This window comes from uncultured Chitinophaga sp. (assembly GCF_937898475.1).
GTDB lineage: Bacteria > Bacteroidota > Bacteroidia > Chitinophagales > Chitinophagaceae > Chitinophaga.
The window spans coordinates 132,416-159,103 of sequence record NZ_CALEJS010000012.1; the positions used below are offsets into that span (position 1 = coordinate 132,416).

Below are 26,688 nucleotides of genomic sequence, written 5' to 3' on the forward strand. Positions count from 1 at the left end.
TTTTGTAAAGGTATTTAAAAAATAAAAGGCAGTGTTTATGCACTGCCTTTCCGGTGGAAAATACCTTTTTCGCCTGTGCTACAGGTACCTCTTACAGGTTACTGTTGCTGAGCGGTGTCTTTAGCTGGTTTCGCTCCTTTGTGTTTAGCATGTATTGCTTTACTTGCTGTGGTGTCTACTGCACGGGTGGCGGTAGTATCGCGGATCACGGCAGTGTCCCGCATATTAGCAGTGTCCTTTACGAAGGAAGCAGTATCCTTTATAAATAAGGAAGTATCGCGCATAGCTGCTGTGTCTTTACGGAAAGAGAAAGCAGTATCTTTTGCAAAAGAAGCGGTGTCTTTTACGAAAGATGCTGTATCTTTTCTGAATGCAGCTGTGTCAACTGCAAAAGACGCAGTGTCTTTAAAGAATGCGGTGTCAGGTGCAGCAAAAGCAGCGGTGTCCATTGCAAAAGCTGCCGTGTCTTTTGCGAAAGCGGCAGTGTCAACTGCGAATGCAGCAGTATCCACTTTAAATGCAGCTGTATCCATTTTAAATGCAGCTGTATCAATTGCGAATGCAGCGGTATCCGTTGCAAGAGCAGTATCTACTGCGAATGCGGCGGTATCGACTGCGAAGAACGCAGTATCTTTCAGAAAAGCGGTGTCTCCTTTCAGAAAGGCAGTGTCAGCAGCAAGAGTTGCTGTGTCGCGATTAGAATTGCCTGAGCTTATGATACCCTTAGCATTTACCTGTGTGAGCACCAGTGCTCCAACGCCTGCAATAAGGCCAATTTTCAACATTTGTTTTCTCATAGTCTTTCAATTTTATGGTTAACTGATAAAAAATAAAGTGTGAACCATATTTTGTTTTGTTCTTGTAGTCAGAAGTGCAAAAACCCTGCGAAAATTGAAAAAGAATTGTTAAAACGCCGCAATCCCTCTGTAAATAGGGCGTTTCAGCGAGGACAAAATAAAAATGTGAATTTTTTTATACCCGTATATTTGTAGACCCAGCCCCCACAGGTAGCGTAATTTGTTGACTATGTCCACACGTTTTTATCAGTGTATGGCTGTGCGTTAACTTATCATTACATCATGGAACGGCATATAAGCATTACAGCAGATGGCTCGCATACCCTTGCTATTCCTGGTTTACAGGTTACTTATCATAGTACACATGGCGCCATACAGGAGAGCATGCACGTATTTATCCGCACAGGGTTACAGTCCCTGCCGGGTACCCAACCGGTGCTGCGGGTTTTCGAAATGGGATTCGGCACAGGCCTTAATGCCATGCTTACACTGCAGGAGGCGGCCGCACAACGTCAGGAAGTATATTATGAAACGGTAGAGTTATACCCCCTTTCTACTGCTGAGGTGCAGCTGCTGAATTATAATGTTTTGTTAAACAGCGCCGGCGAATACTGCCCGCTGGAAGCGCTGCACGCTGCTCCCTGGGGTGTGGATGCACGGGTAACACCGCTCTTTACGCTTCATAAAAAACAGCAATCCCTTTTTGAATACCTGGAAAGCCCGGCGCAGCAGCCGTTCCACCTCATCTATTTCGATGCCTTTGATCCGGCTGCCCAGCCTGAGCTATGGTCGCAGCCTGTGTTTGAGCAGCTGTATGCCCGGCTGTACGAAGGAGGAGCGCTGGTTACTTATTGTAGTAAAGGCGTGGTGCGCAGGGCCATGCAGACAGCTGGATTTATGGTGGAGAAACTGCCCGGGCCGCCGGGGAAAAGGGAGATCGTAAGGGCGGTGAGGAAGTAGCAATTTTTTAAGCCGAAGCAATTTTTCTAGTGGTAAATTTTACTTGGCAAACGGGTCTTCATCCGCCGTCATTGGGAGGTGAATTAATGTTTTTTTTCTGGTACATTTTAATGGCAAACGGGTCTTCATCCGCCGTCATCGCGAGGCCGAAATAATCTTTTAAGCGGTGAACTCTAATTGGCAAACGGGTCTTCATCCGCCGTCATCGCGAGGCCGAAATAATCTTTTAAGCGGTGAACTCTAATTGGCAAACGGGTCTTCATCCACCATCATTGCGAGGCCGTGTGGAGTCGCTGCTGCTGGCAGCGAGGCCGAAGCAATCTTTTTAACCCTTAAATGTAAATTAAAAGATTGCTTCGTCGCGGCCAACCCGCTAAAGCCTTCGCCTCATCGCAATGACGGCGGATGAAGACCCGTTGATAACGGCGGATAAAGCCCCATACCATCCCAACATCCATCCTTCTACTTACTCCCCAACATCTTACTTTCTACTTTAGGTTCATTCCAGGCGGGCGGCGCTACCTGTAGCAGGTTCTTCACAAAGAAATCCCTTCTTTTCCGCTCTCCGTAATCTCCACCGGAAGAGTGCCCCATACCCGGTACCATCACAAACTCAAAATCTTTATTCGCTTTTATCAGTGCATTCACCAGCTGCAGGGTAGACGAGGGGTCTACGTTGTCATCCATCTCGCCCAGTATCAGCATGAGTTTGCCCTGCAGGCGCCAGGCATTGGTTACATTGGAACACTCTGCATAATGCGGACCAACAGGATACCCCATCCATTGTTCATTCCACCACATTTTATCCATGCGGTTATCGTGACAGCCACAGGAAGAGACGGCTACCTTGTAAAACTCCGGGTGGAACAATACTGCACCCGCTGAGTTCTGTCCGCCGGCTGAAGTACCGTAAATGCCTACACGTGTAAGATCCATATAAGGATATTTAGCAGCGGCCGCTTTCATCCACAATATCCTGTCGGGGAAGCCGGCATCTTTGAGGTTTTTCCAGCAAACGTCATGGAAAGCTTTGGAGCGGTTGGAGGTGCCCATACCGTCTACCTGTACCACAACGAAGCCTAACTCAGCCAATTCCTGCATGCCGCGGTAACTGGCCTGGAAAGCTTTAGGCACAAACGAACTGTGCGGACCTGCATAAATATATTCTATTACAGGGTACTGACGGCTGGGGTCGAAATTGGAAGGCCGGAGCAGGATACCCCAGATATCTGTTTTCCCATCCCTGCCTTTGGCAGAGAACACCTCTGGCATACGCCATCCCGTTTGCTGTAAAGCCTGGATGTCTGCCTTCTCCAGTTCCATCACCACTTTCCCGCTGGCGTCCCTGAGTACGGTAACCGGCGGCATGTCAACCCGGGAGTAGCTGTCTGTAAAGTACTGGTAATCGTTGGAGAACCTGCCGGTATGCTGGGCATTCTCACTGGTAAGCGCCTGCAGGTGTTTTCCTTCGAAGTCTGTTTTATAATACTGGATCAGGTAAGGATCCTGTCCGTTTTCGCGGCCGCTGCCGGCGAATATAATGGTGCGGGCCTTTTCATCCACTTTCACCACGTTACGTACCACCCAATCACCTTTGGTGATCTGGTTCTTTACGTGCCCGGTTTTTCCATCATAAAGATAGAGGTGATTCCAGCCATCCCGCTCAGATGCCCAGATGATCTCCTTGCCATCATTCACATCATAGCGGAATTGTTTACTGCTGTAGTCAATAAAGGTCGGGCTTTTTTCTTCCACCAATACTTTTATCGCACCGGTAGTAGCGTCTGCTTCCAGTACGCGGTATACCTGGTGCCCACGCTGGTTGTATTCAAACGTAAATGCACGGCTGTCTTTTCTCCATGCCAGGTCGGTAAGGCTGTATTGCTGATTGAAAAGCGCGGGGTCCAGCGGTATGTGTTTCCTGCCCTCTACCAGGAACAACTGCGGCACTTTAACGGGCAACGCATCGCCCGGTTTCAGGTAATCACGGGTGCTAAGCTTTGGCTGCAGCTGGTCATCGGGGGAAGAAGAGATAAGGTACAACAGTCGTTTCTTGTTTGGCCTTACTTTATTGGCTACCAGTTTTTTAGAGTCGGGCGACCATACTATATAGGAAGAATAGAATTCCCCTTCCGCACCGTCATAGCTCAGCTGGTATTCAGCCTGTGTTTTGCGGTGTTTGATATAAACATTGTAGTTCTTAATATAGGCTACCCAGTTACTGTCTGGTGAGGGCTCCGGGTCGTTGGACTGCTCATCCCTTGCGGCGCCCCAATACCGGTCCGGCCTTTTGTCTTTTTTCCCTTCCGCTACTACCTGGCAGCTGTAATCAGTAAGCAGGCAGCGGCAAAGAGTATCGCCAACGCTGAAGTGCAGGGTATCCCGGTTAAAGCTGTAGCTGATACTGCTGAAGGGCAGCGCATAGGCTTCATATGGGCGCTGGAGTAATGCCGTAAGGGATTTGGCGAGCCGCTCATGGTCAAAGGCCGGCTGCTTGCTTCGCTTGTCTGCATCCACCAAAATAAACTCCTTACCGCGGGGAGTCTGATGATAATACCAGCAACGGTGGCTTTCTCCAATCCAGTTGACATTGTAAGGGGCATAGTACAGTTTATTCCTGATGATGTTGTTCCAGTCATTGGCCCTGCGATAATCATCTGCAGTGCCCTGCGCCTGCAGCCGTCCGCAAAGAACCATCATCAGGAATAGCAGCGACAACTGCCCGAAGGAGCGGCGATAAGAGAAAGTTTGCATAAAGTATGTTTTAAATTGTAGGGCTTAAAGGTTCAGGCGTTTGAAAGTTTGATAGTTTGAATGCGTCTTATATATGCAGGTCGCCTTCAAACGCTTAAACTTTCAAACAGTATTTTAATGTTCTACATTCTGGAAATAGCTGTTTACATAATCGCTGGGAGATTGGCCCGTAACGCCTTTGAACACCCGGTTAAAATTGGTAATGCTGTTAAACCCGCAGGTGTAGGCTACCGTGGCAATATTATCATAAGCACCGTCTGTTAATTTTTTACATGCTTCGTTAATACGTACCTCGTTGAGGAATGATACAAACGTGTGCAGCGTATGTTTTTTGAAGAAACGGCAGAAAGCCTGTGGCGTCATATGCGCCTGGCGGGCCGCGTCTTCCAGCGTGATAGGTTTGTCATACTGCTGCATGATGTAGTTATAGATATTGCCGATGCGGATACCTTCATGCTCGCTGAACATGGGCGTTTTATTGCCGGAGCTCAGCGGTGTCAGCTGGGGATAGCCGCTCATCAGCTTAAGCATATCTATAAAATGCATCAGCTGATCGGCGCCTGAGCTTTGCGAAATACGCAACATCCTGTTGGATACTTCCGTTACATGTTGGGGCGGTAACTTAAAGCCGGACTGGTGCTGCTGCACAAAATTCTTCAGCAGTTTCAGTTCGGGCAGGTTGAAGAACGATGCCAACTGTCCGTTAGGATTAAAGAAGATCATCCAGGCAACGATCTTCTTTTTGCTCTTTGGAAGAAAATAAGAAGGTTCGTTCTTAAAGATATGCGGTTGATTGGCCCCGATCCAGTAGATCTCGTTAGAGCGGAAAGCGTGCATGTTGTTATCAGCCACCAGTGTGCCCTCGCCCTTCTGTATCCAGGTAAGCTGTACCTCCTGGTGCCTGTGCAGGTGTGGGTAAAAATGAGGAAGGACATCCTTCTGCACAATAATACTCTTATCTAACGGCACAGGAATAGTGAATTGTAGCACTTTCATAAATTACTCCCTTTACATTAATTTCATTTGCGTCGATGGTTGATAATTGCTTGTATATGGTCAATAGTCCATGGTCCAACATTTATAACAGGATGGCTATTGGCCCAATATTACAAATTTTACCTCATCCCTTGGGAAAACAGGTTAATATAAGGTAATAATTGATTATAATCAGGCATGTAAGCCACTCGGGTTTGAGATATTTTTGACAAAAATTTGTGTAATATGTCTATTGAATGGAAAGGGATATTTCCTGCAATCACCACTAAGTTCACGGCCAATGACGAATTGGACCTGCCGCTTTTTGAAAAGAACCTGAATGCGCAAATTGCTGCCGGTATAGATGGTATTATCCTGGGTGGTTCCCTTGGAGAGGCCAGTACGCTGACCAATGCAGAAAGGGAAACGCTTGTAAAATATACCGTAGAAAAGGTTGCAGGCAAAATACCCGTTGTGCTGAACATAGCAGAAGGCTCCACCGCAGAAGCGGTAAAACTGGCTGCACAGGCAAAGGTCTGGGGCGCCCGCGGACTGATGCTGCTGCCACCTATGCGCTACAAGACTGACGAGCGGGAAACAGCTGCTTACTTTAAAGCCGTAGCAGCATCTACCGACCTTCCTATTATGATCTACAACAACCCGGTTGATTATAAGATAGATGTTACCCTGGATGTATTCGAGCAACTGGCTGCATTTAAAAACGTACAGGCTGTGAAAGAGTCCACCCGCGACGTATCCAACGTTACCCGGATGATCAACCGCTTTGGCAACCGTTTCAAAATACTGTGCGGTGTGGATACCCTGGCCCTCGAAGAAATGGTGCTGGGCGCCACCGGTTGGGTAGGCGGATTGGTATGTGCTTTCCCGGCTGAAACCGTGGCGATCTACCGCCTTGTAAAAGCAGGCCGCATGGCTGAAGCACTGGAGATCTATCGTTGGTTCCTTCCACTGCTGGAGCTGGACCTTCATCCTAAGCTGGTACAGTATATCAAACTGGCTGAAACGCAAGCCGGGCTGGGCAGCGAATATGTACGGGCGCCCCGCCTCACCCTGGTAGGCGAAGAGCGCGAACGTATCTTATCAATCATTAATACAGCGCTGGCCAACAGGCCCGAACTGCCCGACTACCTTTCCATAGGTAAGCTGGAAGGTGTAAATTGATGTTTGAAAGTATTAAGTTTGGGTTTCGCTGTTTGGAAGTTTGAAAGTTTGAAGCCTGATAATTTGCAGATCACCTTCAAACTTTTAAACTTTCAAACGCTTAAACGTTCAACGCTTAAACCTTTAAACACTTAAAAGCCATTACCATGACAGATGTGGATATAGTTATGCAGCAGTCCGCTGCCGCATTTGAAGCCTATAAACTGGTACCCGCCGCTGGCAGGGCTGGTTTTCTGGAAGCAATAGCTGAAGAACTGGAAGGTCTTCGCGAATCACTGGTAGCGATCGCCGGACAGGAAACCAATCTTCCGCCGGCGCGCCTGAATGGTGAATTAACCCGCACTACCAATCAACTGAAACTTTTTGCCAGCCTGATCAGGGAAGGCAGCTGGGCAGAAGCGGTAATAGATACAGCCAACCCTGCCACCACACCACCACGGCCTGATATCCGTAAAGTGCTGCTGCCCGTTGGACCAGTAGTGGTTTTCGGCGCCAGTAATTTCCCTTTCGCCTTCTCCACGGCAGGCGGCGATACTGCCAGTGCACTGGCGGCAGGTGCAACTGTGGTGATCAAAGGTCACCCGGCTCATGAGGCCACCTCCCTGAAGGTGTTTGGTGCCATACAGGCGGCCATCAGCAAAACAAAAATGCCGGAGCACACCGTACAGCACGTAGCTGCACCCGGCAATAACATAGGCAAAGACCTGGTAACGCATCCGCTCATTACAGGCGTTGGCTTTACCGGATCTTTCCAGGGTGGAAAAGCATTATTTAACTATGCCAATCAGCGGGAAACACCTATACCGGTGTTTGCGGAAATGAGCAGCGTAAACCCGGTGGTCTTCCTGCCAGACACCCTCGAAAAGAATGCGGCCTCCCTGGCGCAAACCTTCGGCGGATCAGTTACGCTGGGCATGGGACAGTTCTGTACCAATCCCGGTTTGTTGCTGGCCATCCGCAGCAAGGCGCAGGAGCAGTTTGCTGCATTGCTGGGCGAAGCCATTGCACAATGTGCGCCACAGAAAATGCTGCATGCAGGTATTCACCAGGCATATGAGCAGGGCCGCAGCCGGCTGTTGTCCCAACAGGGTGTAACGCTGATCAGCGAGTCTTCCCAGGCCCCTGCCGAAATGGAAGCCTTCCCGGCGTTGGCCAGTGTAACAGCAAAGGATTTCCTGGCCAACCATCTCCTGAGCGAAGAGGTATTCGGTCCGTCTTCCCTGCTCATTGTTTGCGAAGACAAGGAGGAGTTGAAAACGGTATTGAAAAGCCTGAAAGGCCAGCTCACCACTACAGTTGTAGGTACGGAAGCCGATGTAGCGGCTAATGGCGATATCATTGCGCTGCAAACCACGCTGGCAGGCCGCGTTATCCTCAACGCGCCGCCCACCGGTGTGGAAGTATGCAATGCCATGGTACACGGCGGCCCTTTCCCTGCTACAACAGATGCCCGTTTCACCTCCGTGGGTACAAGCGCCATCAAACGTTGGGTACGTCCCGTATGTTTCCAGGGATTTACCAACGCTATGTTACCCGATGCGCTGAAGAATGAAAATCCTTCAGGGATCTGGAGGCTGGTGAACGGTGAGTTTACAAAAGACGCTATCAATTAATAGTTTGAGGTTTGAAGTTTGAGGTTTGAGGTTTGAGGTTCGTTACACGTTTGAAGTTCAAAACTGTTATCCAGGCCGAACGACCTGTCTGTAACCATTAACCTCTAACGAACCTCAAACCTCAAACTTCACACCTCAAACCCTAACAAAGTTTATGTCAGATCAACCAACATCTTTCAAGCGGTCTTTCGGCCTGCTGGACGCCACCATGATTGTAGCCGGCTCAATGATCGGTTCCGGTATCTTCATCGTCAGCGCAGATATTGTAAGAAATGTCAGTTCAGCAGGTTGGCTAACGCTGGTCTGGTTGCTTGCAGGCATACTAACATTGACGGCTGCACTGAGCTACGGAGAGCTCAGCGCCATGTTCCCCAAAGCAGGCGGACAATATGTTTACCTCAAGGAAGCTTTTAACCCGCTGGTAGGGTTTCTCTACGGCTGGAGCTTTTTCACCGTGATACAAACCGGTACCATCGCCGCAGTAGGCGTGGCCTTTGCCAAGTTCGCCGCCTACATCTTTCCCGTACTAAGCGAGAAAAATGTGCTGGCCAACCTGGGATTTATGCAGCTCACGGCGGCGCAGCTCACCTCTGTCTTACTCGTTGTACTACTGACTTATATCAATACCCTGGGGGTTAAGGAAGGAAAGCTGATCCAAACCACTTTCACCCTTACCAAGATCGCAGCGCTGTTTGGCCTGATCATTTTCGGACTGCTGCTGGCGGCCCGTAAAGACGTATGGCAGGCCAACTGGCAAACGGCGTTCACCTTACAGCAGCTGAAGCCGGAAGGTTTAGTGCCTTATGCAGGATTGGCCATACTAGGCGGTATTGCCGGTAGTATGGTTGGCACACTGTTCAGCAGCGACTCCTGGCATAATGTAACTTTTATTGCCGGTGAGATCAAACGTCCTGAACGGAATATCGGCCTGGCCCTCTTTCTGGGCACCCTGCTGGTAACCATCATTTACGTATCTACCAACATGATGTTCCTGAGCGTAATGCCCCTGCAGGAGATCGCTTTCGCAGACAGCGACAGGGTGGGGGTAGCCGCCTCCATACATATCTTTGGCAGCGTAGGCACTTATATTATTGCGGCGCTGATCATGGTATCCACCTTTGGCTGTAATAATGGCCTGATCCTCGCCGGAGCCCGGGTGTATTATACGATGGCTACCGATGGCCTCTTCTTCAAACAGCTGGCGGTCCTGAATAAGAACGCCGTACCCTCCAAAGCCCTCTGGCTGCAATGTGTTTGGGCATGCCTGCTTTGCCTGAGCGGCAAATACGGCCAGCTGCTGGATTATGTTATCTTCGTAGTGCTCATCTTTTACATCCTCACCATCATTGGTATTTTCCGCCTGCGTAAAAAACGTCCTGATCTGCCAAGACCTTACAAGGCTTTCGGTTACCCGGTATTGCCACTTTTTTATATTGTTTCGGCAACGGTAATTTGCCTGGCGCTGCTGGCTTACAAACCTATGTTTACCTGGCCGGGTCTCGGCCTGGTGCTGCTGGGTATCCCGGTATACTACCTGGTATGGGGTAAGCAGCGAAATCGTACTGCGCAGGAGTCTCAGGCTGCTGCACAGGAATTACCGGTAACAGCGCAGGCAGACTAAAAGTTGACTATTTTAACCCGGTAAGGTGCCGTTATCCCGTTATTTATGTTAATTTTTGCAAACCTTTGATCAATACCTGCAATGCGGTGTTCAATGCTTTCGGATATTTTTGTTATGATCCGGATGCCATGAACACCTGTAAGGCAGGTAGCAAAGCATCGTTCATAATAATTGATCATTCGAAAGATTAGCGCCAGTGGCAAAGAAGACGTTTTTTTGTATAGATGCCCATACCTGCGGCAATCCTGTAAGGCTGGTAGCCGGCGGCGGACCGGTACTGGAAGGCAACAACATGAGTGAAAAGCGTAACCATTTTTTACGCGAATACGACTGGATCAGGAAAGGGCTGATGTTCGAGCCCCGTGGCCATGATATGATGAGCGGCAGCATTTTGTATCCGCCACACGATCCTGCCAACGATGTGGCAGTACTCTTCATTGAAACCAGCGGTTGCCTCCCCATGTGCGGTCACGGCACCATCGGCACCATCACCATCGCTATTGAAGAAGGCCTGATCACGCCTAAAACACCGGGTGTTGTAAGAATGGAAGCGCCCGCGGGGCTGGTCACCATCACCTATACACAGGAAGGTAAGAAAGTGAAAAGCGTTCGTCTTACCAACGTAGCGTCCTACCTGGAAGCAACAGACCTTGAAGTGGATTGTCCAGACCTGGGACCGCTGAAAGTAGATGTATCCTACGGCGGTAACTTTTACGCCATTGTAGATGTGCAGCAGAACTTTAAAGGTCTGGAACACTATGCCGCCTCACAGCTTATTAGCTGGGCCAGGGAAATGCGTAAACGCATCAATGAAAAATATACTTTCGTACACCCGGATAACCCCCACATTAACGGCTGTTCTCACGTACTGTGGACCGGCGCCGTATTAGACAGCACTTCTACTGCACGTAATGCAGTATTCTACGGCGATAAAGCGATTGACCGCTCTCCCTGCGGCACCGGCACCTCCGCCCGTATGGCGCAATGGTACGCTAAAGGCAAACTGAAGAAAGGAGACGAGTTCATACACGAAAGCATCATCGGCTCCAAATTCATCGGCCGCATTGAAGAGGAAACAACGATCGGCGGCAAGCCTGCTATCCGTCCCAGCATTGAAGGATGGGCAAGGATCTACGGTTACAACACCATCACCATCGATCCCGAAGACGATCCCTATGCATACGGACTGCAAGTACTCTAAATCCCGGCTCCGGAATTTGGTATTTGGTATTTGGAATCTGGAATTTTTCAACTGATGTCAAAAGAAGTTATCATCATAGGCGGCGGCATTATAGGCCTGAGTAGTGCGTTCTACCTGCAGGAAGCGGGTTATAGTGTAACCGTAATAGATAGTGGCGATATGCGGCAGGGCTGTTCATACGGCAATGCTGGTTATGTATGCCCCAGTCATTTTGTGCCGCTGGCTACGCCAGGCATTGTTAAGCAGGGCCTGAAGTGGATGCTGAATGCCAAAAGCCCTTTTTATGTACAGCCGCGCCTGAATGGCGAGCTGATATCCTGGGGATTGAAATTCATGAAAAGCGCTACGCGCGAACATGTGGAGCGCTCCGCCGTTCCCCTGCGTGACATTGCTTTGTTAAGCAAACGCCTGTACGAAGAATGGACAAAGCTGCCGGGAATGGATTTTGCCTATGAACCGAAAGGTATGCTGGAGTTCTTCAAAACAGAAGAAAACCTGCATCATGCCGCAGAAACATTGAAAGAGTCCCTGCACCTGGGACTGGACGCCCGCCTGCTGAACAAAAGAGAGCTGAAGGCCATGGAGCCGGATGCGGAAATAGACGCTTTGGGCGCCCTGTACTTTGCCTGCGATGCTCAACTATATCCCAATAAGCTCATGAGCAGCCTGCTGGCCTTCCTGCAGCAGAAAGGCATTCGTTTGGAGATCAACCAGGAAGTAACCGGGTTCTCCACCAACGGCAGCCGTATTAAAGGCGTAAAAGCGGGAGGGAAGGAATATACCGCCGATCATATTGTACTGGCAGCCGGCGTATGGAGCAGCGGCATTGCCAGGCAACTTAACCTGCGTCTGCCCATGGTAGGCGGCCGCGGATACAGCGTTACTTTTGAAGATGCACCCTACAAACTGCATCACTCTATCATACTCAGCGAGGCCCGGGTGGCCATTGCGCCGATGGACGGCAATAAGATCCGTTTTGGCGGAACTATGGAGATCACTTCGCTGAATGCACCACCCCGTATGCAAAGAGTGGAGGGCATCCTGGAATCGGTAAAACGTTATTTCCCGGAATACGATATTCCTATGCCTGCGGCAGATAAGGTGTGGTACGGCTATCGTCCCTGCAGCGCCGACGGATTGCCTTACATCGGTAAGGTACGGCAATATAACAACCTCACCGTGGCTACCGGGCACTCTATGTTAGGCATCAGCCTGGGCGCCGGTACCGGGAAACTTGTGAGCGAATTAGTGCAGGGTGTGCCTGCATCTATGGATATAGATCCTTTCAACCCGGAACGGTTGTAAAGTAAAACCGCATAACATATGAGCTACAAAAAGGAAGTAATCGCATTACTATGGGCAGCGTTTGCCCTGACGGGTGGTTTTCAGTCTGCCAAAGCACAGCAACAAGCCCCATCTTCCCTCTATGCGCAAACCAGCGAGGTGAATGATCTGATGGTCCGCTACCAGGCAGACAGAGGTAGTATTGCCAGGTTCTATTTTTTAGTGAATTCGCCGGAACGCCGTCAGCAGCTGCAGCAGCTGGACAGCAATTATCTCCGCCAGCTGGAGCAGATAGACTTCAATACCCTGCCGGTGGGCTCACGGGTAGATTATATCATGTTCAGGAAAAAGCTGCAGGAGCAACTGCATCAATACCAGGAAGAAGACACGCAATACAAACGCCTTAGCGACTGGTTTCCATTTGCAGATAAGATATACGCCATAGAAAAGATCCGCCGCCGTGGTACGCAGCAGAATGCCCAGGAGCTGGCCGCCAGCTTTCATGAGATGGCGATCGAAGCAGGTAAGAAAACAAAAGAACTCAGGAAGCAGCACACACTTGACATCAACCTCATTCTCCGTGGCGGGGGTATTGTAAAAGGCCTGCAACAGGCATTGCAAAGCGTAAACATGTTCTATAATGGTTATGATCCCCAGTACAGCTGGTGGACAGCGGCGCCCGGCAAAGAGCTGGATTCTGCACTGAGCCTGTACGCACACACCTGGAAAGCCGCAGAAAGAACAGCGCCGGGCAGCAAGGAAGACAGCAGCGACATTATCGGTTATCCCATCGGAAGAGAGGAGCTGATCCGTCAGTTACAGTATGAGCTGATCCCCTACACTCCCGAAGAACTGATCGCCATCGCCAATAAAGAATTTGCCTGGTGCGATGCTGAGATGCTGAAAGCCTCCCGCGAAATGGGTTTCGGCGACGACTGGAAAAAGGCGCTGGAGAAGGTCAAGAACACCTACGTCCCCGCCGGTAAACAGCCGGAAGCTATCATGGATCTCTACCACCAGTCTATCGAGTTCCTCAAAAAGAATGATCTTGTTACCATACCGCCCATTGCAGAAGAAACCTGGCGCATGATCATGATGACGCCCGAAAGGCAGCGTGTCAATCCCTTCTTTACAGGCGGCGAAGTGCTCAGCATTTCCTACCCTACAAACGATATGAGCGAGGATGATAAGCTGATGAGCATGCGTGGCAACAACCCGCATTTTTCCCGTGCTACCGTGCATCATGAGCTGATAGCCGGGCATCATTTACAGATGTTCATGTGCGACCGTTACAAAGCGTACCGCAACTTCAACACTCCTTTCTGGATCGAAGGATGGGCGTTGTACTGGGAAATGCTGTTGTGGGACCTGCATTTTCCCCGCTCTCCTGAAGACCGTGTAGGCATGTTGTTCTGGCGAATGCACCGTTGCGCGCGCATCATCTTCTCTCTTAATTTTCAGCTGGGTAAATGGACGCCCCAGCAATGTGTAGACTTCCTGGTAGACAGGGTAGGACATGAAAGGGCCAACGCCGAAGGCGAAGTGCGCCGTTCTTTCGCACCCGGACTTGGATACGGCCCGCTTTACCAGCTGGCATACATGATTGGCGGTTTACAGTTCTATGCATTGAAAAAAGAGCTGGTAGATGGTGGCAAGATGACCATCAAACAATACCACGACGCCGTGCTGCATGAAAACCAGCTGCCGGTGGAGATGATCCGGGCTATACTCACCAACCAGCAGCTGACAAAAGATTTTAAGACCAGCTGGCGGTTTTACCAGGTAAAATAAAAGCGTATACGCGACTAGCTTAGTTTTGGTTGATAAAATCGCGCCGTCCGGGTTAAAAGCCGGGCGGCTTTTTTCTTGATAAGAATTGGTACGGAATACCAATAATATAATAAATCCTACTGCAGAAATTTTGCACTATTTATCTAGATAGTCATCACTTTTCCTTCTCTACATTATGAATTTTCAATTATTTTTTGTTTGTTTATAGTCATTACAGCACGAATGAGAAAAAATATTGAATATTAGCAATAAATATAATTCATTCGATGAGGCGACCGTCATCGCCTCGCTCAAACAAGGCGATATGAACGCCTTTGAGGCTATCTACAACGAATACTGGCCGCGCCTTTACGGATACGTTTTTAACCGCTTAAAGAACAAGGAAATAGCAGAAGAGATCATTCAGGAGGTATTCTACTCCCTCTGGATGAAACATACTACCATTGAATTAACCGGCGCGCTGTCATCTTACCTGTTTGCCGCCGTTAAATACCAGATATTCAACTATATAAAATCGGACCAGGTCCGCAGAACCTATGCCAGCTATTTTTCCCTGCAAACCGGCAAAATGAGCGATAATTCCAATGAGGAACATATTGCCGCTTCCGACCTCCGGGATGCCGTTGAAAAAGAGATCTCCCGCCTGCCCGAAAAATGCCAACAGGTATTCAGGATGAGCCGTATGGAGCACCTCTCCGTACGGGATATTGCCACCACACTGAATATCTCCCACAAAACCGTTGAAAATCATCTTACCAAGGCGCTTCGCCAGCTCAGGATGGTCTTCGGCCAATACTAGGCAGCCCTCCCGCCTGATACAATTTTACCCCGCATCAAGTCCACCTCAGGTCCACCTTAAGTCCACCTCACCTGCTGTTCTACAAAGGGTTTACTGGCCGTTTACCTGTGAAATGCTTTTAAGGTTAATTTAGTATGAGTTTAGTGCATGGTTAGTAAGGGCTTAGTAATTGCTTAGTAAGGGCTTAGTAACTCCCTGGCAGAAGTTCAGTGCTCTTCTACAACCATGTATTTATATACACGATCAACTTTTTTTTCTCTACCACTAGGTGTTCCTTCTTTCTCACTTTACTTACTTATATAAACCATCTTTTATCCGCCACTATAAATTCAACTTTGAAGAAACTGATGAGTCAACAGGAATTTAAAAACTTGATCGATAAATATCTGAAAGGAGAGCTGGATGCTGCTGATGCTGCAAAGTTGGAACAGTGGCTGGATGCCATGGCAGATGAAACTGCCTTTGATGCATTGCCCGCTGAAGAAAAGCAGGAGGCGCAGACGGGGGGGTATCAGCGTCTGATGCAACGGATAGAACAGCAACAGCGTCCCACTCCAATACGCCGCCTGTTCACCAATATACGCACACTCCGGGCAGCTGCCGCCGCAGCATGCCTGATCATCGCAGTATTTGCCTTCAGGAACAGGCTACTGGACCTGGTAGCGCCGCATCGTCTCACTGCCATGACCAGTACACCGGGAAAGATTAAGAAGCATATCCTGTCAGATGGTTCTATCATCTGGCTGAAAGGCAACAGTAAGCTGACATTCCCGGTTACTTTCGGCGATGGCGACCGCGTAGTGACCCTGGAAGGTGAAGCGCTCTTTGAAGTGGCAAAAGATGCCGCACATCCCTTTAAGATCCATTGCGGGGCACTTACCACACAGGTGCTGGGTACCAGCTTTAATATCCGCAGCAATGGCCAGGAAACGCAGGTGAACGTGCTCACAGGCAAGATCTCATTAAGCGCCCCGCAGTCGGGCAGGGTGGTGCTTTATCCTAACCAGCAGGCACTGTACACCGCCAAAGGAACCGCCATCGCTAAGCAGGAACAGCGCAGCGCCGCTGTACACGAGCTGACCCGCGGCACGGAATACGATATGTCTTTTAACGATGCACGCCTGGCAGAAGTGATACACCGTATTGAACGGAAATTTGAAGTAGATATACAAACGGAAGAACCAGCGATCAACAGCAATCTGCTTACCGCAGATCTGACAGACCAGTCATTAAAAAATACAATGGAGATGATCTCCCAGGCGCTCAACCTGGCCTTTGAGATCAAAGGGAAAACAATTTTGTTAAAGCAAAAAAAAGAGTCATGAACCTGTATCAGCCACAACCTGGAACGTACGCTAACACGCACAAAAAAATTGCGCCTATGACCCAACAACCGTCAAACAAGACTTACCAGCGGGTTTGAGCTCTCTAAGGGCTTAAATAACGCCGATGACTATCCTGTGTAAAAGCTGCTGCGCACCGGCGCGGTGGGGACGCTATTGCCTTATATCAACCAGCAATTAAAACGCAACCAAGATCTATGTGTAGAACTTTAAAACTACTAACTATCGGGATGCTGATAATCGGCATTGCCCACGCCCATCCCGGGTATTCCCAAAGTATCCTGAACAGGAAGATCTCCCTGCAGGCAGATGATATGAGCCTGCAGCTGGTGCTCAACCAGATCCGCAGCAAGGCGGATGTGAAATTTGTTTACAGCTCCAGCCATATTGCACTTGACAGAAAGGTAACCGCGCGTGCAGACCAGGAAGAGCTGGGAAAAGTGCTGGATAAGGTGCTGGGTCGTCTCGATATCGGCTTTGTTGTAAACGATGGTTTCATCATCCTGAAAGACAACCACGACGGAACGCCCGTTAAAAGCACGCCGCTTCCCGAAATGGCCCTGGTGCGGCCTGTAGCAGATACTGTTCTTAAAGGCCGCGTACTGGGTGAGAATGGCGAACCTTTTCCCGGCGCCACCATCGTTGAAAAAGGCACCGGCAACGGTGTAGTATCCGGCGTAGATGGCTCATTTACCCTGCGTGTAAAATCAGGCGCAACACTGGCCGTTACAGCCATCGGGTATAATGTAATGGAAATAAATGCTGCTTCCGCAGAAGTGATCCGCCTCAAAGCCGCGGTGAAGCAGCTGCAGGATATAGTGGTAACGGCGGCGGGTATAGCCAGGCAGAAAACAAGTCTGGGCTATTCCGTCACTACCGTTACTTCAGAAAAGCTGTCACAAAAATCTGAGCCGGACCCGATAAGAGCGCTCACCGGTAAGGTAGCCGGTGTGAACATTCAATCGGCCGGTGGTGTGGCAGGCGGCTCTACCAATATTACCATCCGTGGTAACTCATCCCTGAATGGTAACAACCAGCCGCTGTTTGTAGTAGATGGCGTGCCATTTGATAACTCCAGCTTTGGCAACGTAGGCGCTACTACCGTAGGCGGCTCAGGGGTAACCAACCGCGCCTTTGACCTGGACCCTAACAACATCCAGAGCATGACCGTGCTGAAGGGCGCAGCTGCAGCCGCTTTATACGGTTCAAGGGCAGCCAACGGCGCTATCATCATCACCACCAAGGCAGGTAAGAAGAAGAGCCGCAAAGGTACAGAGATCACTTACAATACGTCCTATTCCATTGAAGAAGTGTCGGGGTTGCCGGAGTACCAGACCAAATACGGGCAAGGTACCAATAACGACTACCGGCAAGGGGTATACGCGTCGTGGGGACAGCCGTTTGAAGGTGTACCAAGCATGATCCCCACCAGGGCAACCATCCCGCACCAGCTTACCAGGCAGTTCAGTTCGGCCGTATTCCCCCAGTTCTACGAGGCAGATGGTGTTACGCCCATTCAGGTGCCTTACAGGTCTTATGCGAAAGAGAACACCAGGAACTTTTTCCGCCAGGGAAGCGTATACGAAAACGCCATTACCATCTCTTCCGGTAGCGAGAAAGGTAATTTCAACGGTGGATTTTCTCACACCATCAATAAGGGCGTGGTGCCGGAGAATGAGATAAAGCGTACCTCCATGAACATCGGCGGCAACATCCGCCTGGATAATAAATTTTACGCCAGCGGTTCTATCAATTACGTGATGATCCGGCAGAAAACGCCTCCCATCGGCGGTACTACCAGCTCTATCATGTCTACGCTGATGTATGTGCCTACCAGCTATGACCTTACCAATTATCCGTTCGAGAACCCGATAGACGGCAGTAACGTATACGATTATACGGGTATAGATAATCCTTACTGGTCTGTAAAACACAGCCCTTCCACGAGCTCGGTAGACAGGTACTACGGTAACCTGGTATTGGGCTTTGACCCTTTGCCCTGGCTGAATATTCAAAACACCGTTGGCTTTAATGCATATACAGACAGGCGCATGAGCGTTCGCGGTAAAGGCGCCTCTTCCTATCCCAACGGCAGTATCACTTCTGACAACATCTACCGCCAGGAGCTGGATAACACGCTGTTGCTGACGGTTACCCGCGCCCTGAATCCAGATCTTTCGCTGCGCGCGATAGTGGGCAATAACGTGAACCAGCGTATTACCGATCGAAAAGCTTTTTATGGAGATAACATTATCGTAGCAGACCTGGTAGACATGAACAACACCAGTTCTGTTACGCCTATTCAGCTGATAAATAACAGGAACGTGCTGAAGCAGCGCTACTATGCTTTCTTTACAGACATCACCCTGGACTATAAGAACTTTGCTTCCCTCAACCTGGTAGGCCGTAATGACGTTTCTTCCACACTACCGGCTAACAACCGGAGCTACTTCTACGGTGGTGTGAATGGCTCCCTCGTCTTCACAGAGGCCTTTCATTTGTCTAAAGACATCCTGAACTTCGGTAAGGTGCGCGCTGGTTATACGCGGGTAGGTAATGAGGCCTCTCCGTACCAGACAGAAAGCTTCTACCAGACCAACCCCGTGCTGGGCGGCGGCGGTACACCCTCCAATGTGGGACTTCCCTTTACGCCCGCCGGCGGTATGACGTACAATGTTGTTACACAGGCCAACCTGCTCACCAATGCCAACCTGAAACCGGAATTTATCACAGAGCTGGAATTAGGTACAGAACTGCAGTTCTTCAACAACCGCATCGGTATTGACTTTACCTACTATAACAAAAGAAGTACATCACAGATATTTGAGGTAACGGCTGCGCCATCTTCCGGATTTACCACACAGATACTGAACCTGGGAGAGGCCACCAACAAAGGCGTGGAAATAGGCCTGAACCTGTCGCCTATCCAGACGCACAATGGTTTCAACTGGGACATATCTGCCAACTTTACCCGTAACAGGAACATGATCAAAGACCTGGGTGGCTTTCAGCGATTCAGCTACGGCGGCGCCAATGGCACCAGCAGTGTACACATTGTAGGCCAGCCATACGGCCAGATCCAGGGTACCGCTTACGCACGTGATGAAGAAGGTAATGTGCTGATAGATCCCAATACCGGTAAACCGCTGGTGTCCGGATCATTAAAAGCGATCGGTAATCCCAACCCTGATTTCATCCTGGGTATTACCAACAACTTTAAGTTCAGGAACTTTACACTGAATGTATTGTTCGATTGGAAACAGGGCGGACAGATGTTCTCCCGCACAGTAGCCGAAATGCTGTCACGCGGTGTTACCCGCGATATGGAGAACCGTGAGGTCACCATCGTTTCTCCCGGCGTGCTGGGCGATATCAACACGCTTACCGCGCTGCGCGATGAACGGGGCAATAAGATACCCAACAATGTGGCCCTCTCCTGGGAAGACCACTTCTTCAGCGGCAGTATGGGCCCTGGCAATGGAGGTATCAATGAAGGTTCTGTTTTCGATGCCACAGTGTTTCGCCTGCGCGAAATATCGCTGGGCTACGAGATACCTAAAAGCTTCTTAGGCAAAACGCCTTTCGGTTCGGCCTTTATCTCCATCACCGGCCGCAATCTCTGGTATAATGCGCCCAACTTCCCGAAGTATACCAACTTCGATCCGGAGGTAAGTTCGCTGGGCGCAGGCAACTCACAGGGCTATGATAACCTGACGGTGCCTACCACCAAGCGTTATGGCGTTAACCTGAGATGTTCTTTCTGATCTTAAACCGAAATGATGATGACAGTTAAAAACATAGTATATACGTTGGGGTTGGCAGGTCTCTTGTCTGTCACCGGCTGCAGCAAGTTTGTAGACATTAACACCGATCCCAATAACCCGACAGAGGCAGAGCTGCCCTTACTGCTGCCTGCAACGGAAGTGTCGCTGGTAGCCAACATGTACCAGATGAACAGCGGCGCTTCCACTTTTGTACAGCATGTGGTTTTCTCAGGTGCGCTAAGCCGTTATCAGCAGCAGGGCACTACCTTCGATGATTCCTGGACAGGCTTCTATAGCCAGACGCTGAACGACCTGGAAGCGATTATCACCAAGGGCACTGCGGAGCAGCAATGGGGTTATGTGGCCATCGCCAAGCTGGAAAAAGCATACCTTGTAAGCCTTATGGTGGATATGTGGGGCGATATTCCTTATTCGCAGACACAACAGGGACAGGCTAATACCAGTCCTGCATTTGAAGATGGCCAGGAGATCTATGAAAAGGTGCTGACTATGATAGACGAGGCCATTGCTGATGCAGGTAAAACAAACGCCGGTCCGATGGTACCCGCTACTTCGGATCTTATATACGCCGGTAGTAAATCTTCCTGGTTGGCCATGGCCAACTCTCTGAAGTTGAAGCTGTATAACACCATCCGCCTGGTAGATCCTGCGCGGTCTGCCAATGCCATCAGGACGCTGATCGCAGATCCTGCCACGCTGATAGGGGGTACCTCTAACAGTAATACGTTGGATTTCACTTTTAAGTTCGGTTCAGGTCAAAACCCGAATAACCGTCATCCCTGGCACCGGGTAGATTACCAGGGTGGCAAAACCTTCTACATGAGCCAGTCGCTTATTGATCTCCTGTTTAACAACGATGATCCGCGCCTGCGCTATTACATTGTACGCCAGAACGCTACTGCGGGTCTCAATAATTCAACTAACAGCAACGGCTATTACGGCCGTAATCCCGGGGATGGTACCGCCACACCGGCAGACCTTAACCGTCGTGCTACCTTTGGCATATATCCTGCCGGGGGCTTGTATGACAACGCCCCTATCAATAACCTGCCGGGCACCAATATCTTTCTCACCAATACCGGCGCTACCAGTACACCGAAAGTGGTATCGGTAGCAGATGGAACGGGCGCGGGCATTATGCCGATGATCACCAACGCGATGGTGAAATTCATCCGTGCAGAAGCGGCGCTTACATTGAATACCGGCGATGATGCCCGCCAGGCTTTTCGTGATGGGATCACTGCTCATCTTACAGAAGTCAGCACATATGCGGCGGCCAACGGCGGCATCCCTTTAACTGCAGGCGCCATCAGCAGCTTTGCAGACGCGCAGTTGTTGCAGTATGATGCCGCAGATGCCAATGGCAAGCTGAACCTGGTAATGACACAGAAATACATCGCATCCTTTGGTAACGGGATGGAGGCGTATACAGATTTCCGGCGTACCGGGCTGCCGGCATTGCGCCCGCTGCTGTCGCCGCTTAACAGCTTCCCGATGCGTTTGTATTATTCAGAAACAGAGCTGACCGCCAATACTTCTGTAGCAGGTAACGCCAGCCAGCTGCAGATCGCTCAGCAAACAACACCGGTTTTTTGGGATAAATAGCATTTAACAAATTATGAGCACCATGAACAGATATATAGTACTCGCAATATTGATCTTGTCATTGATCATCGGCTCCTGTAAAAAGGCGCACTACGAATGGGAAGATTATTCTTATACTGCCGTACCCGTGGTAACGATAGACACTACCAAAACGGCCCTGCCTACACGGCAGGCGGGTAAAGTGGCCTTCTTTAACCTGAAAGACGCCAACCTGCCCAACCAGGAGTTCGCCTTTACCCTTAACTGGGAAGGCTACGGCAAGGAAACGGTTACTTCCATTGAGGTGTACACCAGCTATAACAAAGCCGAAGCCAGTGTGCCCGCCTATCCGCTGGTGATTTCCCAGCCGGGTAACCAGTATCCTAATATTGCGCAGTTCCCGCTGCCGAGTATTGTGGGTAGCAACGATCATCTTTATGAAACGGTTACCAGCTTCCCTAAATCTTATTCTTTTACCGCTGCACAGCTGGCTGCTTTAAATAATGTAGACCTGGATGACGTAAAGGTGAACGACTATTTTTTATTCAAATTTATCCTCAACCTGGGCGATGGGCGCAGGATTGTGACTTTCTTTAACAATATTTGTGATGAAGCCAGGGGAGAGCCCGGCGACTGCCGTGTAGGCGTAAGGTTTAAAAATCAGTAAAGAATGCTTAGTTTAAGTGTTTAAGCGTTTAAAGGACCAATAGTTTGTGAGCGTTTCAACCCTTTAAAGCTTCAAACTCTCAAACCTGAATTTTATGCAGCACTTTGTAAAAGGATTAGTAGTTACAGCCGCCATCATCAATGCATCGCTGGCAGCGCAGGCGCAAAAGAGCGGAGCAGCAGCAATGCCCGTGGCAGAAAAAAAGTATGTCAGTGAGATCAGGGCCCTGGCGGCCAGGCCGGCGGTAAAGAAGGCCATGCAGGCCATCATCGATATGCAGCCGCAAACACTCAGCGATCACATCCTGTTAACAGAAATACCGGCGCCTCCCTTTAAGGAAACACAACGCGCGGAAAAATATGCTTCAATGATGAAAGCGGCAGGCGCCGATTCTGTATGGATCGATAAGGTAGGGAATGTTATTGCCAAACGTAAAGGCCGCACCGGTAAGAAAACAGTGGTGCTGGAAGGTCACCTGGATACCGTGTTCCCGGAAGGGACTGATGTAACGGTAAAGCATAAGGGAGATACCCTGTATGCACCCGGTATTATAGACGATACCCGCGCACTATCACTGGTGCATACCATCCTGAAGATCATGGAGCAAACAGGTATTGAAACAGAAGCGGATATATTATTCTGCGGTGTAGTGGGAGAGGAGGGACAAGGCGACCTCCGCGGGGTGAAGCATCTTTTCAGCGATGGTGGTCCCGGTAAAATAGACGCCTACATTGCTATCGATGGATGGAACATGGAAGGCATCACCCACCGCGGCCTGGGCTCCCATCGTTACCGTGTAACATTCAAAGGCCCCGGCGGTCATTCTTCCGGCGCTTTTGGGCTGGCCAACCCGCATAATGCATTAGGGCGTACCATTCACTACTGGTCTGTAGCGGCGGATACGTTTACCCGGCAGGAAGGCGTTCGTGTAACCTATAACGTGGGCGTAATAGGCGGCGGTACATCGGTGAACTCCATTCCATTTGAATCATGGATGGAGGTAGATATGCGTTCTGAAAGCCCGGAACGCCTGGCAGGTGTTGATAAGCTGCTGCAGGATGCCATTCAGCGCGCGCTGCGCGAAGAGAACGAGATGAAACGCAGTGGCGCCCCGCTAACAGTAGACGTGAAGCTGATAGGCGATCGTCCCTCCGGCGGATCAGACAGCACACTTCCGCTGATCCAGTATGCCAAATCCGCCATTGCATTTGTAGGCGGCGCGCCCAAATTGGGGGTGAGTTCTACAAACGCAAATATCCCCATTTCCCAAGGCGTGCCCGCCATTACGATGGGCAGTGGCGGTAAAGGCGGCAACGCCCACGCGCTGGACGAGTGGTGGATAGATGACCAATCTTATCTGGCTACGCAGCGTACACTGCTGGTGTTGCTGGCGGAGGCGGGGATTGCAAAATAACTGCCTCCTCGTCATTGCGAGGAGTACTAAAACTGGAGCGTAGCGCGACGAAGCAATCTCCAAGCGTCCAATTTCATACGTCAAACCAAAATCTGTTATGAAACAAATCTTTCTCTCTGTAGTCTTACTGTTCACCATTCACCTCATCCATGCCCAATCTATCCCCACACCAAAAGAACATTTCGGTTTTAATATCGGTGATGATTACAAATTAGCCAACTACACACAAACCGAAGCTTACTTCAAAAAGTTGTCGGCTTCAGACAGAACCATGTTGGTAGACATTGGCCTTACAGAAGAAGGCCGCCATCAGTATATGCTGATCGTTTCATCACCAGCGAATATAAAGCAACTGCAACGTTATAAAGAGATTTCTCAACAACTGGGGCGTGCAAAAGGGCTGACGGACCAACAGGCCCGCAGCCTTGCCGCCGAAGGCAAATCCGTTATATGGATCGACGGCGGCCTGCATGCAACAGAAGTGGTAGGCGCTCACCAGCTTATTGAAACCATGTACCAGCTGGTAACCCGTACCGACCCGGAAACCATGTTTATCCTTGAGAACGACATCATCCTCCTCACACATGCTAATCCTGATGGGCAGGAACTGGTGTCAGATTGGTACATGCGCGAGCCCGATCCGAAGAAACGGGCCACCAACATACCACGCCTGTACGAAAAGTATGTAGGGCATGATAACAACCGCGACTTCTACATGATGAACATGAAGGAGAGCCAGAACATCAGCCGGCAGCTGTTTGTTGAATGGATCCCGCAGATCATGTACAACCACCATCAGCGCGGCCCTGCAGGATCCGTACTGGCGGGCCCTCCTTACCGTGATCCTTTCAACTATGTGTACGATCCCCTGATCGTGACAAGTATAGACGCCGTTGGCGCTGCCATGAACAACCGCCTGAACGCGGAAGGCAAGCCTGGCTACACCCAGCGTGCCGGCTCCCAGTTTTCTACCTGGTGGAACGGCGGACTGCGTACAACGCCTTATTTCCATAACATGATCGGCTTACTTACAGAGATCATTGGTAACCCTACACCGGAGAAAGTACCGCTGGTACCCGACCGCCTGATTCCCAACGGGGCCACCCCCAATCCGGTGGTGCCGCAGGAATGGCATTTCCGCCAGTCTATCGATTATTCGGTTTCACTCAACTACGCAGTACTGGATTACGCTGCGCGTTACCGGAACCAGTTGTTGTACAATATCTACCGTATGGGCCGTAATGCGATTGAACGAGGTGAAAAAGATAACTGGACCTTCTATCCCCGATTTATAGATACCATCAAGCTGGCCAGCAAGGCAGAGAAGAAAGAAGAAACAGGCGCTGCCGGCGAAGGGGGAGGAGAGTTCTCATTTGGCCGGGAAGATACCATCGCTGTAAAGTACTTTAACGGTGTGTTGAAAGATCCCCGCCTCCGCGATGCTCGTGCTTATATACTGCCTGCAGATCAGCCGGATTTCCCTACCGCCGTGCGGTTTGTGAATGCACTGATCCTTTCTGGTATTGAAGTGCAAAAGGCCACTGCGCCGTTTACCGTTGCAGGTAAGCAATATCCCGGCGGTTCTTATGTTATCAGAACAGCGCAGGCTTTCCGGCCGCATGTGATAGATATGTTTGAACCGCAGGATCATCCCAATGATTTCCAATACCCCGGTGGTCCGCCTATTCGTCCCTACGATGCTGCCGGCTGGACACTGGCCTTCCAGATGGGGGTGAAATTTGACCGGGTGCTGGAGGGGGTTGACGGACCTTTTCAGCAGGTTCCCTATGGTGAGTTACAGCGCGCTCCCAAAGGCAATGTTACTGCAGGGAAAGCCGGTTATCTCATTGATCCGCGCATCAACAATGCTTTCATTGCCGTGAACGATCTGCTGAAAGCCGGTGTGAAAGTATACCGCCTGCCGCAGTCCGCAGGGGCCTTCTATATTCCTGCCGCTGCCAAAGCACAGGCGATCCTTGAAAAAAGTGCTGCCGATGTTGGTATAACCGCTACGCCTATAGATCAGGCGCCTGCCGTTACCACGCCATTGTCGCCCATGCGTATTGCCATCTGGAATAACTACGGCGGTTCTATCCCCGCCGGCTGGATGAGCTGGCTGATGGAGCAGTATCACTTCTCTTACGAGTTCATTTATTCACAAGCCATCGACGCCGGTAACCTGCGTAAGAAATACGACATGATCATTTTCCCCACCGGCGCTATTCCCGATACCGGTAAGCCAAAGCGGAACAACCGCGGCTATGAGGCCAAACCTCCCAAGCCAGAGGATTTGCCCGTGCAGTACCGCTCCTGGTTAGGCAAGATCACGGCAGATACTTCTATCCCGCAACTGAAACAGTTCCTCGAAGCCGGCGGACAAATAGTTACCATCGGTACAAGCACCAACCTGGTCTATCATCTTGGTTTGCCTGTAAAAAGTGCATTGATGGAGCAGAACAGCAAAGGGGTGCTGAAGCCATTGCCCGGTTCCAGATACTACATTCCCGGCAGCCTGCTGATTGCCGACCTGGATACCACTGCCGCAGAGAATTATGGTATGCCTGCTAAGAATGATGTATACTTTGACCGCAGCCCGGTATTCAAATTTGATAACAGCGCTACCAGCCTGAAGAAATTGGTATGGTTCTCCTCTTCCAAACCGCTGCACAGCGGCTGGGCCTGGGGTCAGCAATACCTGGAGAACGGCGTTGCTGCTTTTTCCGCTCCTGTTGGTAAAGGCAAGTTGTATGCTTTTGGTCCGGAGATCACATTCCGCGGACAATCACATAGTACCTTTAAACTGTTATTCAATCAACTGTATAAACAATAGGGTTTTAAGTTTGAGGTTTGAAGTTTGAGGATCAGCACATGTGAACCAGGCTGGTAAGCATGTCCGGGACTTCTAACGTTTAACCAAC

The 26,688-nt window shown here is 50.1% G+C and carries 17 protein-coding genes; 14 read left to right on the forward strand and 3 right to left on the reverse strand.

The window, feature by feature from the left end; translation table 11 throughout:
* Positions 1–98: 98 nt before the first annotated feature.
* Positions 99–797 (reverse strand): hypothetical protein, encoded by a 699-nt coding sequence (locus Q0577_RS03960; RefSeq protein ID WP_298733029.1) that lies wholly within the window; start codon positions 795–797, stop codon positions 99–101.
* A gap of 282 nt (positions 798–1,079) precedes the next feature.
* On the opposite strand from Q0577_RS03960, the gene mnmD reads away from it, so the two are divergent.
* Entirely contained in the window at positions 1,080–1,757 is a 678-nt protein-coding gene (gene mnmD, locus Q0577_RS03965; protein WP_298733031.1) for a tRNA (5-methylaminomethyl-2-thiouridine)(34)-methyltransferase MnmD, read from the forward strand.
* Positions 1,758–2,219: 462 nt separating this feature from the next.
* Here mnmD and Q0577_RS03970 read toward each other — a convergent pair whose 3' ends face one another.
* Together Q0577_RS03970 and Q0577_RS03975 are read right to left on the reverse strand one after the other, a co-directional pair.
* Complete coding sequence (locus Q0577_RS03970; RefSeq protein WP_298733033.1) at positions 2,220–4,511, reverse strand: S9 family peptidase; 2,292 nt, start codon at positions 4,509–4,511, stop codon at positions 2,220–2,222.
* Positions 4,512–4,625: 114 nt separating this feature from the next.
* A complete protein-coding gene (locus tag Q0577_RS03975) occupies positions 4,626–5,507 on the reverse strand; it encodes an AraC family transcriptional regulator (protein ID WP_298733036.1) in 882 nt (293 codons plus the stop codon).
* Between the two features lie 225 nt (positions 5,508–5,732).
* Here Q0577_RS03975 and Q0577_RS03980 point away from each other — a divergent pair, with 225 nt between their 5' ends.
* The 13 genes from Q0577_RS03980 to Q0577_RS04040 all read left to right on the forward strand — a co-directional run bounded on the left by Q0577_RS03980 (position 5,733) and on the right by Q0577_RS04040 (position 26,600).
* Complete coding sequence (locus tag Q0577_RS03980) at positions 5,733–6,668, forward strand: dihydrodipicolinate synthase family protein (protein WP_298733038.1); 936 nt, start codon at positions 5,733–5,735, stop codon at positions 6,666–6,668.
* 140 nt (positions 6,669–6,808) lie between these two features.
* Complete coding sequence (locus tag Q0577_RS03985; RefSeq protein WP_298733563.1) at positions 6,809–8,281, forward strand: aldehyde dehydrogenase (NADP(+)); 1,473 nt, start codon at positions 6,809–6,811, stop codon at positions 8,279–8,281.
* 154 nt (positions 8,282–8,435) lie between these two features.
* Positions 8,436–9,902, forward strand: a complete 1,467-nt coding sequence (locus Q0577_RS03990) for an amino acid permease (RefSeq protein ID WP_298733040.1) — start codon at positions 8,436–8,438, stop codon at positions 9,900–9,902.
* A 196-nt stretch (positions 9,903–10,098) separates the two neighbouring features.
* Positions 10,099–11,103 carry a 4-hydroxyproline epimerase gene (locus Q0577_RS03995; RefSeq protein WP_298733042.1) on the forward strand — a complete coding sequence of 335 codons (1,005 nt, stop codon included), beginning with the start codon at positions 10,099–10,101 and terminating at the stop codon, positions 11,101–11,103.
* A 54-nt stretch (positions 11,104–11,157) separates the two neighbouring features.
* A complete protein-coding gene (locus tag Q0577_RS04000) occupies positions 11,158–12,408 on the forward strand; it encodes an FAD-dependent oxidoreductase (protein WP_298733044.1) in 1,251 nt (416 codons plus the stop codon).
* A gap of 18 nt (positions 12,409–12,426) precedes the next feature.
* Complete coding sequence (locus tag Q0577_RS04005) at positions 12,427–14,178, forward strand: DUF885 family protein (protein WP_298733046.1); 1,752 nt, start codon at positions 12,427–12,429, stop codon at positions 14,176–14,178.
* A 235-nt stretch (positions 14,179–14,413) separates the two neighbouring features.
* Positions 14,414–14,977 (forward strand): RNA polymerase sigma-70 factor, encoded by a 564-nt coding sequence (locus tag Q0577_RS04010; protein ID WP_298733048.1) that lies wholly within the window; start codon positions 14,414–14,416, stop codon positions 14,975–14,977.
* Between the two features lie 371 nt (positions 14,978–15,348).
* Positions 15,349–16,302: a FecR domain-containing protein gene (locus Q0577_RS04015; protein WP_298733049.1), complete on the forward strand. Its 954-nt coding sequence runs from the start codon at positions 15,349–15,351 to the stop codon at positions 16,300–16,302.
* Between the two features lie 215 nt (positions 16,303–16,517).
* The gene (locus Q0577_RS04020) at positions 16,518–20,084 is read left to right on the forward strand and encodes a SusC/RagA family TonB-linked outer membrane protein (protein ID WP_298733051.1); all 3,567 of its coding nucleotides are present in this window, start codon (positions 16,518–16,520) and stop codon (positions 20,082–20,084) included.
* An 18-nt stretch (positions 20,085–20,102) separates the two neighbouring features.
* Entirely contained in the window at positions 20,103–21,710 is a 1,608-nt protein-coding gene (locus Q0577_RS04025) for a SusD/RagB family nutrient-binding outer membrane lipoprotein (RefSeq protein WP_298733053.1), read from the forward strand.
* Between the two features lie 22 nt (positions 21,711–21,732).
* Positions 21,733–22,356, forward strand: coding sequence for a hypothetical protein (locus Q0577_RS04030; RefSeq protein ID WP_298733055.1), 624 nt, complete (start codon positions 21,733–21,735; stop codon positions 22,354–22,356).
* Positions 22,357–22,450: 94 nt separating this feature from the next.
* Positions 22,451–23,770: a M20/M25/M40 family metallo-hydrolase gene (locus tag Q0577_RS04035; RefSeq protein ID WP_298733057.1), complete on the forward strand. Its 1,320-nt coding sequence runs from the start codon at positions 22,451–22,453 to the stop codon at positions 23,768–23,770.
* Positions 23,771–23,867: 97 nt separating this feature from the next.
* A complete protein-coding gene (locus tag Q0577_RS04040) occupies positions 23,868–26,600 on the forward strand; it encodes a M14 metallopeptidase family protein (RefSeq protein ID WP_298733059.1) in 2,733 nt (910 codons plus the stop codon).
* Positions 26,601–26,688 lie beyond the last annotated feature (88 nt).